At 57.6% G+C, this 17581-nt stretch carries 9 protein-coding genes; 1 reads left to right on the top strand and 8 read right to left on the bottom strand.

Annotated elements, in window-relative coordinates; all coding sequences use genetic code 11:
- Positions 1–272: 272 nt before the first annotated feature.
- The 5 genes from NQ495_RS10270 to NQ495_RS10250 form a co-directional block, all read right to left on the bottom strand.
- Positions 273–650: a DUF1573 domain-containing protein gene (locus NQ495_RS10270; protein WP_009133165.1), complete on the bottom strand. Its 378-nt coding sequence runs from the start codon at positions 648–650 to the stop codon at positions 273–275.
- Positions 651–719: 69 nt separating this feature from the next.
- Positions 720–1577 (bottom strand): TonB family protein, encoded by an 858-nt coding sequence (locus tag NQ495_RS10265; protein WP_009133164.1) that lies wholly within the window; start codon positions 1575–1577, stop codon positions 720–722.
- Between the two features lie 228 nt (positions 1578–1805).
- Positions 1806–2198, bottom strand: a complete 393-nt coding sequence (locus NQ495_RS10260) for an ExbD/TolR family protein (RefSeq protein ID WP_009133163.1) — start codon at positions 2196–2198, stop codon at positions 1806–1808.
- A gap of 11 nt (positions 2199–2209) precedes the next feature.
- Positions 2210–2890, bottom strand: a complete 681-nt coding sequence (locus NQ495_RS10255) for a MotA/TolQ/ExbB proton channel family protein (protein WP_009133162.1) — start codon at positions 2888–2890, stop codon at positions 2210–2212.
- Positions 2891–3280: 390 nt separating this feature from the next.
- A complete protein-coding gene (locus tag NQ495_RS10250; RefSeq protein ID WP_259801195.1) occupies positions 3281–7861 on the bottom strand; it encodes a translocation/assembly module TamB domain-containing protein in 4581 nt (1526 codons plus the stop codon).
- Between the two features lie 98 nt (positions 7862–7959).
- Between NQ495_RS10250 and tsaD the strand changes: the two genes are divergently transcribed.
- Positions 7960–8994: a tRNA (adenosine(37)-N6)-threonylcarbamoyltransferase complex transferase subunit TsaD gene (tsaD, locus tag NQ495_RS10245; protein ID WP_009133160.1), complete on the top strand. Its 1035-nt coding sequence runs from the start codon at positions 7960–7962 to the stop codon at positions 8992–8994.
- A gap of 144 nt (positions 8995–9138) precedes the next feature.
- Here tsaD and NQ495_RS10240 read toward each other — a convergent pair whose 3' ends face one another.
- The 3 genes from NQ495_RS10240 to infB all read right to left on the bottom strand — a co-directional run bounded on the left by NQ495_RS10240 (position 9139) and on the right by infB (position 17372).
- The gene (locus NQ495_RS10240; RefSeq protein WP_009133159.1) at positions 9139–10659 is read right to left on the bottom strand and encodes a TlpA family protein disulfide reductase; all 1521 of its coding nucleotides are present in this window, start codon (positions 10657–10659) and stop codon (positions 9139–9141) included.
- A gap of 95 nt (positions 10660–10754) precedes the next feature.
- Positions 10755–14171 (bottom strand): thioredoxin-like domain-containing protein, encoded by a 3417-nt coding sequence (locus tag NQ495_RS10235; RefSeq protein WP_050807938.1) that lies wholly within the window; start codon positions 14169–14171, stop codon positions 10755–10757.
- Between the two features lie 228 nt (positions 14172–14399).
- Complete coding sequence (infB, locus tag NQ495_RS10230) at positions 14400–17372, bottom strand: translation initiation factor IF-2 (RefSeq protein ID WP_009133157.1); 2973 nt, start codon at positions 17370–17372, stop codon at positions 14400–14402.
- Positions 17373–17581 lie beyond the last annotated feature (209 nt).

The raw sequence follows: 17581 nt of genomic DNA, 5'->3' as shown, positions 1-17581 counted from the left end.
CCGGAATGCTCCGCCAAAACACAAAATACGACACGCGTAGACAACACACCCCGCCGGCAAAAAATTACCGGACTTCATACCATACCGTAGCTTCCGCGCTTTTCGATCCATTCCCCTCACGCGGCAGGGTGCCGCGTGAACTGGCGAACACTCCTGCGGTTAGCCACACAGAAACTGGCACCGTCCGGCACAGACCGCCAAACACAACCTAAGCGGGAGAAACCACGACACAACAGAAAACGGTACGGCATAACCTCGCATACCCGGAAAGCTCAACGCACGGTCACTTCACCGCGCAGCGTCACGACATAGCGCGCACCGGGCACATTCGTATAGATACTGATCGCCTTGTTGAACGCACCGTGCTGACGGCGGGGATTGTAGGTGACGGTAACCGTCCCCTCCTGGCCGGGCATGACCGGTTTTTTCGAAATGTCGGCTTTCGTGCAGGTACACGACGTTTCGGCCCGGACGACCACGAGCGGGGCATTTCCGCTGTTACGGAACGTATAAACCCGGCTCACCGTACCGCCATCCTCGGGAATAGAGCCGAGGTCATACCCTTTTTGCAACAGGGTCAGTGCAGGCTGCGCCCGCAAACCGCCCCATGCGGCGAACAGCAACAAAAGAATCAGCGAAAGACGTTTCATAATGTAGGGATCAATCGAAAACCGGGAATGTTCTGCCCCAGGAAGGAGACCTCGCATTAAAAAGCAGGTCTATTGCATCCGGAAATTGTAGGTGATCGTGCCGCGCTGTGAAAGCGGGGCATTGTCGTCGACATTGAAACGGGCGTTGCGCGCAGCCCGTAGCGCGGCAGCGACCAGCGTACTGTTGTTGGTCGTCGAACCGGACGAACGGTATGCCGCCGAAGTCACGCGACCGTTACGGTCGACGAGAATTTCGACCACCACGCGTCCTTCGTCGCGTGCCCCGTAATCGGGACGCGGCAATGCCGATGCCAGCGTGCGGCCTGACAAACTCGCCTGCCCCCCCGTACCCGGGGCGCCGCTGCCGGGTCCCGTACCGCCGGTTCCGGTACCCGATCCGTCGAAACTGCCGTTCGCCGCACCCGCTAGGTTACCCTGATTGCCTGCCCCTTTCCCGGTACCGTCGCTCGCAGCGGTACTGCCCGCCGTACGGCCCGGGAACAGCGCTTTGCGGTTCACTTCGCGCGGTTTTTCGGCCGGCGGCTGCGGATTGGGCTTGGGTTGCGGAGTGACTTTCTTCTCTTCTTTGGGTTTCTCTACCTTCTTTTTCGCCTCTTTTTTAATCGCGGGAGCCTCCTCGAAGTCCTGCGTCATCTGCTCCTCCTCGCTTTCGACTTTCGGGGTCTGCTGCTCCTGCTGGCGCGCATCGGCAATCTCGTCGTTGAGCGCCATATCGGCGCCCGGTGCGGCCTCATCGACATTGCCGAAGTTGATCATCAGGCCGCCTTCGGCCGCAGTCACCTCCTGCTGGTGGAACTTCACCAACAGAAACAACAACACCAGCACAATGAAATAGAGCAGCGTGGCCACGCCGCCGATCACGCGTCCGGTCGTCCGATTCTCCTCCTGTTGATAAAAGTAGATCACCGTTACGGGGTTTAAATGTTCATCATATTCTGCTCATCAGCCAAAAACGCGGAATGCTCTCAGCCCCGCTGGAACTTCCGGTAAGCTTCCGCTTCATCCCGGCCGGAGCCTCCGGTACCTGCCCGGCGTATTGTTCCGGTCCTGCCACAAAGCTCCTGTCATCGGAACCGAACGACCGGAGAACCGGCAAAACGGCCGTCACCCGGCCACAAGGGACGGGATCGCACGTCAATTGGGACTGGTCGCGAGAATCAGCTTGTATTTGTTATTCTTGGCGATATTCATCACCTTGACCACTTCATCCACCGGCACGCTTTTGTCGCAATGCAGCGATACGGTAGGATCCTCGGCCCCCTGCATCTTGGCCTGCAACGCTCTTTCGAGGCCATCGAGCGAAACGGGTTCCATCTCGACGTAATAGTTCAGGTCCTTGGTGATCGACACCGTCGTATAGGGCTTCTCCTTGAGCTGGTTCGAGCTTTTGGGCAGCATCAGCTTCAGCGCATTGGGATTGATCAGCGTCGTCGAGATCAGCATGAACAACAGCAGCTGGAACATCAGGTCCGTCATGGATGAAGCGCTGGTCGACGGATCGACTTTCGTACCTCTTTTAATTGCCATGATCGTAAGGTTTACTGCTCAACCGGCTGGTTGAGGATATCCATAAAGGCGATCGAATTGGCCTCCATCTGGAATACGAGCCGCTCGATGCGCGCCACCAGGTAACTGTAACCGAAATAGGCCGGGATACCGACCATCAGACCGCCGACAGTCGTAACCATCGCCACGTACATTCCGCTGGCCAGGATACTCATATCGACCGTCCCGCTGGCCGCAGCCATGTTCATAAAGGCCTGTACCATACCAAGCACGGTACCGAGGAAACCGATCATCGGCGCACCGCCGGCGATCATCGCCAGGAACGGCAGCCCGCGCTCGAGTTTCGACACCTCGAGGTTCGCCACGTTTTCGATCGACGTATTCACATCGCTCAGCGGACGGCCGATCCGCTCGATACCCTTTTCGATCATATGCGAAATGGGCGTACTGCTCGAACGGCACAGTTGCACGGCGGCAGCGATCTTACCCTCGTAAATCAGGTCGCGGATACGGTTCATGAAGTTGACGTCCATCACCGAAGCCTGCTTGATCGCCCAGAAGCGCTCGCAGAAGATGAAGATCGTCAGTCCGCCCAGCGCCAGCAGCGGCCACATCAGCCAACCGCCGGCCAGGAAAAGTTCACCGAGCCCCATCGTTTGGGCTTTTTCAGTCGTTTCGGCTACCGCCTCAGTCGCTTGCAATAACATACTCATATCGTTTTCAGGTTTTTATTGTCTCATCGCCAACCGTCCCGCACCGGTTCAGGGAACCGGGTTCCCGGCGGCAGTAACTTCTCGGCCAACTATAATTTTACCGGTAACCGTTCCGCATCCGTGCCGGGACAGGACCTCCGCTGCGGCCTTCCGCAAGGTTCTTTCCGCATCTGCGGCCCCCGTCACGCCCGAGCTTTACGGGAACGAATGGCCTCAGCGCACAAAAATACGTTTTTTCGCAAATAACGTCGCTTTTTGTTTACGATTTGTTAGCAATTTATACTGCCCCGCCGCATCACGGCACACCCCTGCCCGGACAACAGGCAGATAAACAGCTATACTGCCGGTACGGCCGACCCGACCCGGTGTACGGACACCCGCCCGATGGCTTTATTCGCCTTCGGCCCGGACGGGCGTCTCCTCCCGGCCGGCCGGCTCCCCTTCGGATGTTTTCACAACGGCCGGCACAGCATGCTCTGCTGCCTTGCGCTGCCGTTTCGCGGCCTTGCGCTCGGCCCGGCGGCGCGCGATGTTCGCGAAACGGTCCTTGAATAGCTGCACCAGATCCTTGAAACTGTTGAAGTTCTCACGGTAGAAAATCCCGATACCGCTCTCCTGCGTACCCTGGTTCGGGTTGAAATCCTCGATCGTCCGCGTAAAGGCCTGCACGCGCAGGTTGCCCGAACGGTCGAGGATCAGGCTCAGCGTCGCGTCGCCCGAAACGCTGTTCTGCCGCGTACTGGCCTTGTTGTTCTGCGTATCGTAGTTCACGTCGGCCTCAAGGATCAGTTTGTCCTTGATCAACTCGCCGTAGACCGAACCGCCCACCTCGTCGGACGAAAGCTCCCCTTTGGGCGTATATTTCGGCACGAGGCTGAAACGTTCGGTGGACATCAGGCTGCTGACCTGGTTGGTGAGGAAATCGACCCCGGTGGCCGTGGCGAGGCTCGTGCCGAAACTCTGGTATTCGCTGTAAAAGCTCTTCGTAGCCAACAGCCAAAGGAACTGCGTGGCCATCGCCTCCTGCGTGTTGATCGACTGGGACACGAGCGCCTGCGTCTCGGGCGTGGCATTGGGCAGCTGAATATCGAAATTGATCGTCGGATCGGTCAGCTTGTCGGTCAGTTTGATCAGGCAGTCCACCGACGTGCTCGCACTGCGCCCGGCTCCGTCGCCGGGTGCCATCAGCCCCGAAAGCGACGCTTTGAGTTTGTATGCGGCGGTAATGTCGAGCGTCGCGTCGAGCGGATCCCCCGTCCAGCGGATACTGCTCCCCGGTTCAAGAGAGAAAGTGCGCGCGACGATATTGCGCAGCGTGAATTTGTAGCTTCCTTCGGTAATATCGTAATCGCCGTAAATCGTGAACAGGTCGTTTGACGGATTGATCGAAAGGTTCAGGCTTCCGTTGCCGCGCCCCTTGAGGACATCGCCCGTAGCGGGGTCGATCACCAGTTGCATCTCCAGGTCGGGCCGCAACGTGAGCTGCATGTTGATATTCATGCGCGAGGGGACCGTATTCCGGAGCCGGGCCTTGCGGTTCAGCAGGATCTGCTTACGCCGGCTCATGCGGTGCAGGCTGTCCGTGCGCCGCTTCGAAGCGGGGTCTTCGAAGACGATGAAATCGGCTGCCGAGATATTCGACGCACCGCTCAGCGGCAGGAAAAACTGCGAATTGCCGGCCGTCGAGGCGACGATGTTCATGTTCACGCCGTTTTTATTCCCGCTGATGGTGGCCGAACCCGACGCATAGACCTTGCCGTAGAAGAGGTCATTCTCGGCCAGCGTCGTATTGAGCACGAGCACTCCTTCGGGCCTGACGCGCACGTCGTAGGCGAGGTTGCGCAGGTTCGAAAAATCGAAACTCATCCCGAATCCGGCCGAATGTCCCTGCGGGTCGCGCACCGTGGTGGGCTGCATCGTCATCACGTTCGACCGGACGTCGATCACCGACGAGTCGAGCGTATAGGGTACATTCGTATAGCCCACCGTCGTATGGAACGACGGGACGACGATCCTCCCGTCGAGCCGCATGCGCCCCTCGGGATTCGAAAGCCTGAGCGCCGCATTGGCCGTTCCCCGGCTGTCGCGGATCGCCCCCTTGAGCACCGGGTCCAACAGCGCCAGGTCGATGCTGTCGAGCTGTACGTCGGCACGGTAATAACGCTCCGAAGGCTGGTAGTAGCCCTGGACGATGGGCGTCTGCTGCTGCCGGTCCGCCAGTTCGAACAGCGCGCGCTGCGCATTGAAATCCCATTTGCTGCGGAAAACCGTATTGCGCATCGGAATGTCGTTCACCCGGATATCGTCGAAGGCGATATTCGCATAGAGCACGCCGCGGCCCAGCGCTGCAGCCATATCGGCCGAACCGCTGGTAAACCCGCTGATGCGGTAGCCCTGCCGGTCGGTAATCTGCGAAAGCGGCGTCAGGTCGAAGTTATCCATCCTCAGGTGCAACGTGTCGGCCATGCTGTGCGACGCGACGCCGTCGATCACCAACCGCTGCTTGCCGCTGACCATCATGAAACTGTCGACCACCATACGGGTCGAATCGTAAAGTATCTCCTTTGCGCCGAGCGCCCATATCTGTTTATCCGTACCGAACGTAGAAGGATAGAAATGTATCCTGAGCTGCGGAATGCCGCTGAGCGGATCGCTTTGGAGAGTCGATACGGTACTGATCAGTGCATAGGCACCGTTCTCTTTGTTGTTGAAACGGGTCGCCAAGCGGATTTGGTTCTCCTTCACACCGCCCTGCACCGAGAAATCCGGCATATAGACCCCGCCGACGAAAATATCGTCCGAGCGCAGGTACAGCGAAATGGAGTCGCCCTGGTTCCGGCTGCTGACATTGAGGTCCGAGACGAAGAAATTGCCGCGCTCGATGTAGTCGGACGTACAGGTGAGCGAGAAAATATCGCTCTGCGGATTGAACAGGAACGAAAGCTTCGTCCCTTCGGCCAGTTCGAGCCCGGGCAGGAAAATACCGGCCACGTTGTTCGCCTCTTTGACGTCGACTTTGACCAGGTAGTAGTTATCCACCGTGGCGGCCTGCGGTTTTTCGGGACGCTCGGCACGCCTGCGGCGCGAAGTTTCGTCGAGCGAGGGCAGGTAGGTGACCAGCGTATTGGTAAAATACGAAAAGAGGTTTTTGTAGCCGAGCCGACCGCGGAATTCGACGTCGGCAAACGAAGAGTACATCCCCAACTGTTTGCGTTCGGCATTGTTCTGCGCGACGAAACGGATGTTGCCCGTACGGACCGTATCGAGATGGTTGACATAGACCATGTGGCTGACGGTCGCCTCCCCGTTCATGTTGTCGAGTGTCGAGCCAGAGCCCACCGCCACCAGGTTGCCGCGCACGACCGACACAGAATCGCGCTTGTTGAAGTTCAGCCTGTGCAGGTCGGCCCGATAGAGCTGCAACGCGAAATTATAGGCGGGCACCGTATCGTTGAAAGCCAGCTGCCCGTCGAAATCGAACGACAGGTTTTCGTCCTTGGATTGAATCGCGCCGAGGAAACTGCGGTTGTCGAATTCGCCGTTGAGTTCGATATCGTGGTAATCGTAACCGTTGTAATAGATGCGCGGCAGGTCGGCTTTCGTCTTGAGTTTGAGCATGCCGCCCCCGTACGAACCGGTGACGCCGGCCGCAAGCGTGAACCGGCCCAACTTGGGCACTTGCAGCAGGCTACCCAGGTCGAACCCGTCGGTACGCACCTCGCCGCTGAATCCGGCAGTACGGGCCTGCAGCGACTTGAAATTCAATTTCAGGTTGACATTTCCCTGATCCATGCCGAGCCGCCCCGATGCCGCAAAATCGCGGAACAGGCCGTCGAAACGTCCCGTAAACGAGATGCGGCCCATCCGGCGCAACCGCTCCGCATCGGCAGGCTGGAGCGTCCGCCCGGCAATATCGCCGAGGATAAAGGCCACGTCCGCCTCGTTGGTTTCGAGCGAAGCCACGTCGAATGTAAAGCGCGTGCGGGGAATGTCCGGAACGCCGTACATGCCGAAGCGCACGCTCACGCGCGTATCGCGGCAATCCACGCGCGTCAGGTTGCCCGACATCGCGGCCACGGGCCCCTCGACGGTACCGTTCACATGTTCGAAAACGGTCTGCCAGTTGCGCAGCGTCGGGGCGAAAAAAGCGATCGTGCGGAAACTAACGCGCGAATCGACGATCTCCGACGAAATATCCACCTTCTCCAGGAAATCGTTGTAGCCTTTCCACGTACCGGTCCGGAAATAGAGGTGGTTCATGCCCACGCGCGAGTCGGGAGTTCGCAGGGCCAACCGTTCGAAACGCATCCCGGAACCGGAAATTTTGAAATTGCGTGTCGACAGGGCATCAATCACCAACCCGCTGCGCTCTTCGAGCGAAATGTGGTCGATCGCCAGGTTCACGCTGTCGTTCACAACCGAAACGTCGTGTACGCGCAGGTTGAACCGGCGTACATCGAGGTCGGTAAAATTCACCCCGTAATCGCGGTCACGCCGCTCGAGCTTCAGGTGCTTGAAAGCCATGTCGCTGATCGCAACACCCGCAGCCGTCAGCCGGAACGTTTTTTTCTCCTTTTTGCGCTCGCGCTTGAGCTTCAGCAGGATTTGTTTGAGGTTCGTGCGCCCCGTACTGTCCTGCATCAGGTAGAACTTCGGCTGCTCGAGCTCGACACGCCCCAGCGCGACACGGCCCGTAAAGGGGTTGAGGCTCTGCAACGGCACCACGATACGCCGGGCATAAAGCATCGTATCCTGATGGTAATCTTCGATATACAGCCCGTCGAGCGTCACACGGTTGAAAAGCCGCAGCCGCAGTTTGTCGACATGCACTTCGGTCTGCAATTTCCCGCTGAGCCATCCGGTCAGCTTGCGGCCCGCATAATCCTGCACCGAAGGAAGGTTCAGCAACAGCGAGCAGGCGATGGGCAAAATGATCAGCGCGAGGAGGGTCGCCGATAGGAAGGATAACAATATTTTTATAACTTTGCCCATGCACTCCCGATGCCGCCCGCAGCGCGCGAACGGATGCACAAGTTTACTAAAAAATAGCCAATAAATAAATTCCCCGCATGGATATTACAATCCTGGGCATCGAATCGTCGTGCGACGACACGTCGGCGGCCGTCATCCGCAACACCACGCTCCTGTCGAACGTGATCGCCTCGCAGGAGGTGCACCGCAAATACGGCGGCGTAATCCCCGAACTGGCCTCGCGTGCGCACCAGCAGAACATCATCCCGGTGATCGATACGGCCATTAAGGAGGCGGGGATTTCGGCCTCGGAGATCGACGGCATCGCCTTCACGCGCGGGCCCGGCCTGCTCGGATCGCTGCTGGTCGGCGTCTCGTTCGCCAAGGGACTGGCCCTGTCGCTCGACGTACCGATGATGGAGATCAACCACCTGCAGGGACATATCTTCTCGCATTTCATCGACCTGCCGGACCGGGAACTCCCGCACCCGCGCTTCCCTTTCCTCTGCCTGCTCGTGTCGGGAGGCCATTCGCAGATCGTACTGGTTAAGGACTACGCCGAGATGGAGATCATCGGCACGACGATCGACGACGCCGCAGGCGAAGCGTTCGACAAATGCGCGAAGGTGATGGGCCTGCCCTATCCCGGCGGCCCGGTGATCGACCGGCTGGCCAAAGAGGGCGCCCCGCAACGCTTCAAATTCGCCAAACCGTCGGTCGACGGCCTCGATTACAGCTTCAGCGGGCTCAAAACCTCGTTCCTCTACTTCCTGCGCGACGAGATGCGTGACAATCCGGATTTCATCGAACAGAACAAGGCCGACCTCTGCGCCTCTCTCCAGAGCACGATCATCGACACGTTGCTGAACAAACTGGTCAAGGCGGCGAAACAGTACGACATCGACGAGATCGCGATCGCCGGCGGCGTATCGGCCAATTCAGGCCTGCGGAACGCCGTAGCCGCCGAGGGACGCAAGCGCGGTTGGAATACCTACCTTCCCGAGTTCAAATTCACGACGGACAACGCGGCGATGATCGCCATCACGGGCTACTTCAAGTACCAGCGCGGCGAATTCGCACCGATGGACATCGCACCGGTCTCACGCATCGGCGATTTTTCAAAAACCGAATAGTCGGGCCAGACCGGACACAACGATTCTTCAAAGCATACCCGGGTAATCACCCCCGGACACGAAGAGAAACGCATCCTAACCGGATGCGTTTCTCGTATTCCTCTCATCGAGCCAACGCGCGAAACCGTCACGCGCAAAGCGACGCTATTTTTCCGTCAGCTTCCGCAGCGTTTCGTAGGTTTTCGGATCGGAAGGATCGGTTGCGGATTCCGACACGAAGTCGCCGTTCTCGCCGATGATCCAATAGTGCGGAGTTCCGCTGACTCCAAAATAGTGTCGCAATATCCTACTTTCATCTTCGTTCAACCAAATATTCTTCCCGGTATCGGCAATTCCCAATTTGACGATCTCCCGGTCGAAATCCCCTTTATCGCTGGAGGTACAGAGATAGACGAACTCGACAGGACGCCCCTGCAATTTTTCATGCAGTTCGACCGAATAGGGCATCTCTTGACGACATGGCCCGCACCACACTCCCCAGATATCTACATACAGCACCTTACCGCTGTTGCGGTACGGTGCGAACAGATCGGCGATAAACTGTTCGGTCGGACGCAGTTCGAGTTTGTACACATTCCGTTTCGGCGCGGCGGCAGCCAGGTAAGGAGCGACAATTTCCTCCCACGCTTCGCGCATGACCGGGCTTTGGAGATAACGGTCCGTAGCGGAATAGACGTCCGACAGAGCATCGCGGATCTCTTTGTGTTTGTAATGCCGTTGCAGCGCAACCAGCAACAACGCATCGCGCGACAATCCGGCCGGATAACGGGCCAGGAGCGTATCGAAGTTGTTGCGGAGAACCTGTATCTTCTCCGTCTCCGGTTTGCCGACCGTATCCGCCCCCCAGATATCGACCTGCCCCAATTGATCCAGGTAATACAGGTACGGCATCAGGAAAGTAAAATTCCGGTCATCCAACGACGATTCGCTGCCTGCGAAGAGAGCGGGGGCCTCTTTGGCAGGAAGCGGGCCACCACCACTGACCTCTATCGCATACCAGGTATACAGCTGCTTCGCAGTAGTAATCTCCCGATCCGCCAGGTCGAAGAATTTCGGATCGCACTGCCGCTTAACTGTGAATGCCTGCAATTGATCCCGATAGGTTCTGTACAACGCATCAGTCCCGGCCCTGAAATCCTCCGCTGTCTTTCCCTCGCGAAACGGATCATAACTTGCATTCCCCCTATATACAGCAAAGGCCAACAGGTCGGCATTTACCGCCGCATTCGGTCCGCTGAACCGCACCGAAGAGAATTTGCCGTCACTGTTTTTCATAAAGTCGCTGGAAGCGAATTCGACATGAAGCGTATCGCCAGGTTCGAGATAAACAGGAATGCCGTTGCCGCTATAAATCAGGTGTTCCCTTTGCGGACCATAAATATCCGTTTCCAGCATAAATGTTCCGTCGTCCTCATTCAGATAGGCCAACTCCGTATGGAACATGCCGGACAGCGATAAAGTAGGTGCGGTAAGTGTAACGGATTTGGCATAGCCGCTGTCGAGCGCGATGCGTCCGGTGACCCATGCCTTCGATTTTTCCAGTTTCCAGGCGGAAGCCGGTCGCTGCACCGGTGCCGGCGTTATATTTTTCTTCGCAAAAAGAACAAACGCCATCAGCAGGCATGCCGCGATGCCGAATATAGAAACGACAAGTGTTTTTTTCATAACAGTAAAGGTTTCTGTTAGTGTATATTAATATTTAGGTTAGTTTATATTCAGGTCAGGGTCAGATAACACGATTCCATTCCGGGACACACGCCTCACCGCATATCGGCCGGCTGCAATACTTTTTCCACCTCTTTCCGGAAAGTTCCGGGCCCATATCCGCCCCACAAGGCTACGACCCGTCCCTCCGGCGAAATCATCACATAACGCGGGGTCCCGTTCACCTTGTATTTTGCGGCCAATCCCACTTTGCCTTCGGCCGTACGCAATCCGGGCCAGGAGACCCGGTGCCCGGCAAGCGTGCGCTTCCATACCTCCGGACTGCGGTCGAGCGTAATGCCGACAATAACCAACTTGTCTTTGTACTGTTCTCCCACCTCATTCATCTCGGGGATCGCCTCCAGACAGGCCCGGCAGGCCGAATGCCAGAAATCGAGTACCATGTATTTGCCCTCGGAGCGGAAATCGGCCAGGTACCGCACAACCCCGGTAGTATCGAACAACTCGCCGTCGGCAAATTCATCGCCGATTCCGACCGCTTTCGGCGGAAAGAGTTTCAGCGCAATATACCGGCCCGGTTCGCTCTGCTTCCAACCGTCGCCGAGCCGGTCATAAAGGGTCAGAACGGTATCGCGCCCCTGAGATTTCGTAGAAGAAGAGACCCGTTGTACTTGACTCACAAATCGGTCCATCCACACGGTCGAAACCGGCGATACGGCCAGTAACTCCAACTCGCGGCTGGCAGCGATCCGGGCCGCGGAATCCCGGCTTGTCTGCAGGGAAAAGAGGCGCGGCGGTACCGAATCCTTACTCAGGTCAAGTTTATTGTAAATAGACATGAATTCGGCGTGGTATTGCTGCCGCAACAACGACATCTCCCGGGAGACCTCATCGTAACGGTTCGACTCGGTTTGCTCAGGCAGGTCGCTTTCGATCTTCCACGCTGCAGGAAACGGCCCTTCTCCGGTAATGGCAGTGGTCGCACCCGGGCCGATCCAACACTCCAACATCGTAGATATAGCTTGGGATGACAATCCTATTTTAACAGGTGCCTCGACGGATCCGGTAAACCTGAATGTTCCGTCACGCAGAGTATCCCGCGCGATCGACGAGCCCCCTTCGAAATCCAGGTCCATCAGAAAAAATACGGCTCCGGCGGCAATGCCTGTGACATGCCCCTCGATCACATAAGTTCCGGCCTGTTTTACCGGGCTTATGTCGTCGTAGTTCCCGGCAACATCCGCCTCCGCGGACATAAGCCCGGACGCCGCATCGGCCTTCGCGAACGCTTCTGCGACGTTCTTTTTGAGAAGTCCCGGTCCATACCCGCTCCAAATTGCGGACACTTTGCCGGCGGGGGAAATCAGCACATAAGTCGGGACCGCGAACACATCGTAATAAAAGGGCAACCCTTCGAAACCTTGCGGGTCGTTCAGGTTCGTCCATGTTATACCGTCCTTTGCCGCTGCTTTCAGCCATTGGTCTCGTATTCCGTCGAGGTTGACCGCCACCACCGTCAGCCGGTCGCGGTACTCCTCGACCACTTCTTTCATTTCCGGCACCGATTTGTGGCAAGGAGCGCAAGCCACTCTCCAGAAATCGAGTAGCATATATTTGTCCGGTGTACGGAAATCGGCCAGCCGGCATGATTTACCCGACGGATCGGCCAACACGCCGTCCGGCGCCATATCGCCGGGTTTCAGACTTCGCGGATAGAGCCTGTGTCCGATCTCGATCCCTTCCGGAGAGCCTTTCTGGCTGTCGCTCAACGCCTCATACAACTCCACGACGACATCCCGGTATGGATAATCCTTTGCATAACGGGCGTTACTTGCCTGCGTCGAGAGTTTATCCATCCAGACTGCGGAAGGAGTAACGCCTTCGGGCAGCGTTTGCAGGATCGCGATTTCAACACTGTCCACCAATCGCTGCAATGCCTGGTATTCGGCCCAAAGCGAATCGGTCTGCGGGGTTTGGACCCGTCCGGCCTGCCTAATTTCGATCATGCACTGTTGCTGGCGGTGGACGGCATCCCGGCAGGCATCCGCATAACGGTTCTGTTCGGTCTGTTCGGGCAGATCGCTCTCTGCACGCCACGACCGGATCATCTTGTCGTCACCGGCAACGGTCGTCCGCCCCGGCCCGGCCCAGAAATCGAGCCGTGTAAATGAAAATCCCTGCCGGGGATCGCCCATCAGCACCATGTGCGTCGGCCCATTCAGCAAACCGCTGAAGCGAAATTTTCCTCCCCGGATCGTATCCTGTCCGATTTGAGGGATGCCTCCCGGTTCAACCCGGCCCAAGCCGATGCCCAAGCCGTCTTCAACACCCTGCAGGTTTCCCTCGATTACAAAAGGTCTGCCCACCGAATCGGGCAGTATTTCATCGAGTTTTTTCTCAATCAAACCCGGAGCGTAACCCGTCCACGACGTAATCACTTTTCCTTCGGGCGAAATCAGGACATAATGGGGAATCCCCTTGACACCGTAATAAACCGACAGTCCGGTCAGGCTCTCCGGATCCCGCAGGTTCACCCCCTCGATCCCCTGCTCTGCGGAATACTTTTTCCAACTGGTTTCCCTGTCCTGGGTAATGCTGATCACCGTCAGCACATCCCGATAGACCTCTCCCATTCGTCTCATCTCCGGCATGGCCATCCTGCAAGGGCCGCAACCGATGCTCCAGAAATCGAGCAGCAGGTATTTGCCTTTATAATCCGCTAATCGGTGTACCCGGCCCAGCGTGTCGAGCAGGTCGGCGTCAGCCATCTCGTCACCGGGTTGCACTACGGGCGGCGGAAACAGGTTGAGCCGTATCGAGCGTCCCCGGGAAGTTTCCCGCAGTTGCTGCGGCAATTTTTCATAAAGGGCCAGCACCTCCTCACGATACGGATAATCTTTCATAATCCGTGCGGCAACAGCCTGATTACGGAGTTTGTCCAGCCATATCTCCGAAACCGGTGCCTGTTGCAAAATTTCGATCTCCGCCTTCCTGATCAGCATCTGGAGGGAATCCATCCGCTTCAGCAACCGGCTCCGCCGGGCTCGATCCGCCTCACCGGCCAGCGCGCTAAATTCAACCGCCGCCTGCTGCATCTGCACGTATTCGCTGCGACTCGCATCGATATAGCGATTCGCTTCAGCCTGCTGAGGTATCTTACTTGCCACCTTCCAGGTCACCAGCAATTTATCGCGCCCGCTGACCGACACGACCGCATCCGGCTCCACCCAGACATTCAGTCCCATCGACGGAAAACCTTCGCCCTGCACCGCGATCGACAGCATTTCAAGTTGTTCCACTTCGCCGCACAGCATGAAACGACCGTTGCGCAGCGTATCCGCCGCCACGGCAGCTCCCATGCTGCCGTCCGGCCGGAACAGCCTCACTACCGCGCCATCTTCGACTCCCGCCAGCTTACCGTTAATGACAAATGGGCCTCCGGCCAGTGCCGGCCACGCGATGCCCAGCCACAAAGCCAGCATCAGACGACTTTTGTTTGTTTTTTTCCTCATCTCTTCATTCAGGTTAGTAATTTATGGTCAGTAAGAGACGCGGAGGAGAGAAGGAGAGCTGTTGCCCCGCAGAATAAAATTAACAAAAAAAAAGCCTAAATGTTATACATTCGAACAAAAAAAGCTTCCCCGGCAACTGTCGGGAAAGCTTCTGTCTTATATTTTTGATACCGGTACCGAACGAAACCAGATACCCGGCGGGATGCGGGAAACCGCGTCAGGCAAGCGCTACTTGCGGGCCACTTCGACCTGTTCGTAACCTTCGATGATATCTCCTACCTTAATGTCGTTGTAGTTGTCGATGTTCAAACCGCACTCCAGGTTCGGGCCGACCTCCTTGACATCGTCCTTGAAACGTTTGAGCGAACCTAGCTTGCCGGTATAGACTACAATGCCGTCGCGGATCACGCGGATCGGGGTATTGCGCGTAATCTTGCCTTCGCGCACGATACAGCCCGCCACAGTGCCCACCTTCGTAATCTTGAAGGTTTCGAGCACCTCCACCGAGCAGACGATCTCCTCTTTCATCACCGGCGCGAGCATGCCTTCGATCGCGTCCTTGATATCGTTAATCGCATCATAGATGATCGAATAGAGACGTATTTCGATCTCCTCCTTCTCAGCCAGGCGGCGCGCCGAAGTGGACGGACGCACCTGGAAGCCGACGATCACGGCGTTCGACGCCGCAGCCAGCAGTACGTCCGATTCGGAAATCGGACCGACCGCCTTGTGGATTACATTGACCTGCACCTCCTCTTTCGAGAGTTTGATCAGCGAGTCGGCCAACGCTTCGATCGAACCGTCCACATCGCCCTTGATGATGATATTCAGCTCCTTGAAGTTGCCGATTGCAATACGGCGCCCGATCTCGTCGAGCGTAATGTGTTTCTGTGTGCGGAGCCCCTGCATGCGCTGCAACTGCTCGCGCTTGTTGGCGATATCGCGCGCCGAACGTTCGTCGTCCATCACGTTGAACGTATCGCCCGCCTGCGGGGCGCCGTTGAGACCCAGCACCAGCACCGGCGTCGAAGGCGGCGCCTCGGTGATGCGCGTACCGCGCTCGTTGAACATCGCCTTCACACGGCCCGAATAGGTACCCGAAAGCATCACGTCGCCCACGCGGAGCGTACCGTTCTGCACCAATACCGTCGCCACATAACCGCGCCCCTTGTCAAGCGTTGACTCGATCACGACGCCCTGAGCCATACGGTTCGGATTCGCCTTCAGGTCGAGCATCTCAGCTTCCAACAACACCTTCTCGAGCAATTTGTCGAGGTTGATACCTTTTTTAGCCGAAATCTCCTGCGACTGGTATTTACCGCCCCAATCCTCGACCAGGTAATTCATCGCCGAAAGCTCCTCGCGGATTTTATCGGTATTGGCCCCCGGCTTGTCGATTTTATTGATCGCAAAAACCATCGGCACCTGGGCGGCGGCGGCGTGATTGATCGCCTCGACCGTCTGCGGCATCACGCTGTCATCGGCCGCGACGATAATGATCGCCACGTCGGTCACCTGCGCACCGCGGGCACGCATGGCAGTAAACGCTTCATGGCCCGGAGTGTCGAGGAAAGTGATACGGCGGCCGTTTACATTCACGCTGTAAGCGCCGATGTGCTGCGTAATACCTCCGGCTTCGCCGGCGATCACGTTGGTTTTGCGGATATTGTCCAACAACGAAGTCTTACCGTGGTCGACGTGGCCCATCACGGTCACGATCGGCGGACGCGGTACCAGGTCTTCAGGTTTATCCTCTTCGGTGTCGATAGCCTCCTGCGTATCGACGGTGACGAATTCGATCTTATAGCCGAACTCTTCGGCCACCACCACCAATGCTTCTGCATCGAGACGCTGGTTGATCGACACCATCAGGCCGAGGTTCATGCAGGCCGTAATGACGTCGGTAACGCCGACATCCATCATCGAGGCGAGCTCGCTGACGGTAACGAACTCGGTTACCTTCAGGATACTCTTTTCGCGTTCTTCGCGTGCCTGTTCCTCCTGTATACGGGCCGATACCGCATCGCGCTTGTCGCGGCGGTGCTTGGCCGTCTTGAATTTGGATCCTTTGGAAGTCAGGCGGGCCAGTGTATCCTTGATCTGCTTCTGTACCTCTTCCTCACTCACTTCGGTGTGCACCGGAGCGGGTTTCGGAGCACCCTTCGGCCCCCTCTTCTTGTTGTTATCACGGAACGATCCGCGGCCGGAGCCTCCGCCCGAACCGGGACCACCCGCTGCGGAACGGCCGTCGGTACGCGGTGCGCCCGGAGCCGGTTTCTGGTTCAGGTCGACCTTATCCTTGGTAATGCGCTTGCGTTTCTCGCGGCGGCCGAAGTCCCCCTTTTTCTCAAGCAGGTTCACGTCGATCTTGCCGAGCACCTTCGGTCCCGACAAGCGGTTCTCCTCCGAATTGGGGCGAAACAGGTTCGTCTGGTCGGCAGCCACACGCTCGTCATACGTTTGGGTCTGCGCCGCAGCATCGGCCGTACGGGTCGAAACAACGGGCACGGGCTGTGCCGCAGGTTTTGCAACTGCAGCCGGTTTGGATGCGGGCGCAGGCGCAACGGCCTTGGGCGCAGCTTTAGCGGCAGGCGCAGCGGCTGTTGCCTCTGGTGCGGCGGTTGACACAGGCGCAGCGGCCGAAGGGGCAACGGATGTCGCCGCCGGGGCTTTAGGCGCCGCGGCGGCAGGCTGCGAAACCGGTTCGCTTTTGACGGCCGGGGCCGGAGCGGGTTTCTGCTCTGCGGCGGGTGCAACCGCCGGGACGCTCTTCTCCGAAGGAAGCTCAGGTTTCTTCGCTTCGGCAGGCGCTGCAGCGGGTTTCTTGCCCGACAGGTCTATCTTGCCCAATATTTTCGGGGTGCTCATCGCAGCCACCTCGTCCTTCACGCTGATCACACCGCTCTTGATGATCACCTCTTTCTTGAAGTCGGCGTCATCCTCGGCCGGAGCGCCGTCCTTGCGATTGCCGAGGGATACCGCCTCGAGCTTCTGATTGATCTTCTCGCGGATGTTGACCGTCTCGGCCTTGTTGGCGCCGAACTCCTTGTCGAGCACCTCATAGACGTGCGGCTCGATCAGCGTACTGGGGGCGTTTTCCACCTTAATCCCCTTCTTCTCGAGATATTCGACAATCGTGGTCTGTCCTACTTTCAACTCTCTTGCAACCTGATGGAGTCTCAGTCTTCGTACATTTGGCATATGCTATTGTTTTTCGGCGTTACGCTTTGCGGAGCCTCGGGCGCCTCCCGGCATCGGGGCCCCCGACCGGGAATCATTCCCGCGGGTATCACTAACTAAAGGATTCGATAAGGGCTTCGATAGCTATATTTTGTGTAAAAATAGTTCAAATTTTTCAATTCTGCACGCACCATACCGCACAACCGCCCCCTATCGGGGTCCATATCCGG

This window comes from Alistipes indistinctus YIT 12060 (assembly GCF_025144995.1).
Taxonomy (GTDB): domain Bacteria; phylum Bacteroidota; class Bacteroidia; order Bacteroidales; family Rikenellaceae; genus Alistipes_A; species Alistipes_A indistinctus.
Note: the sequence above shows the minus strand (reverse complement) of the source record. Positions and strands in the feature narration are given on the sequence as shown.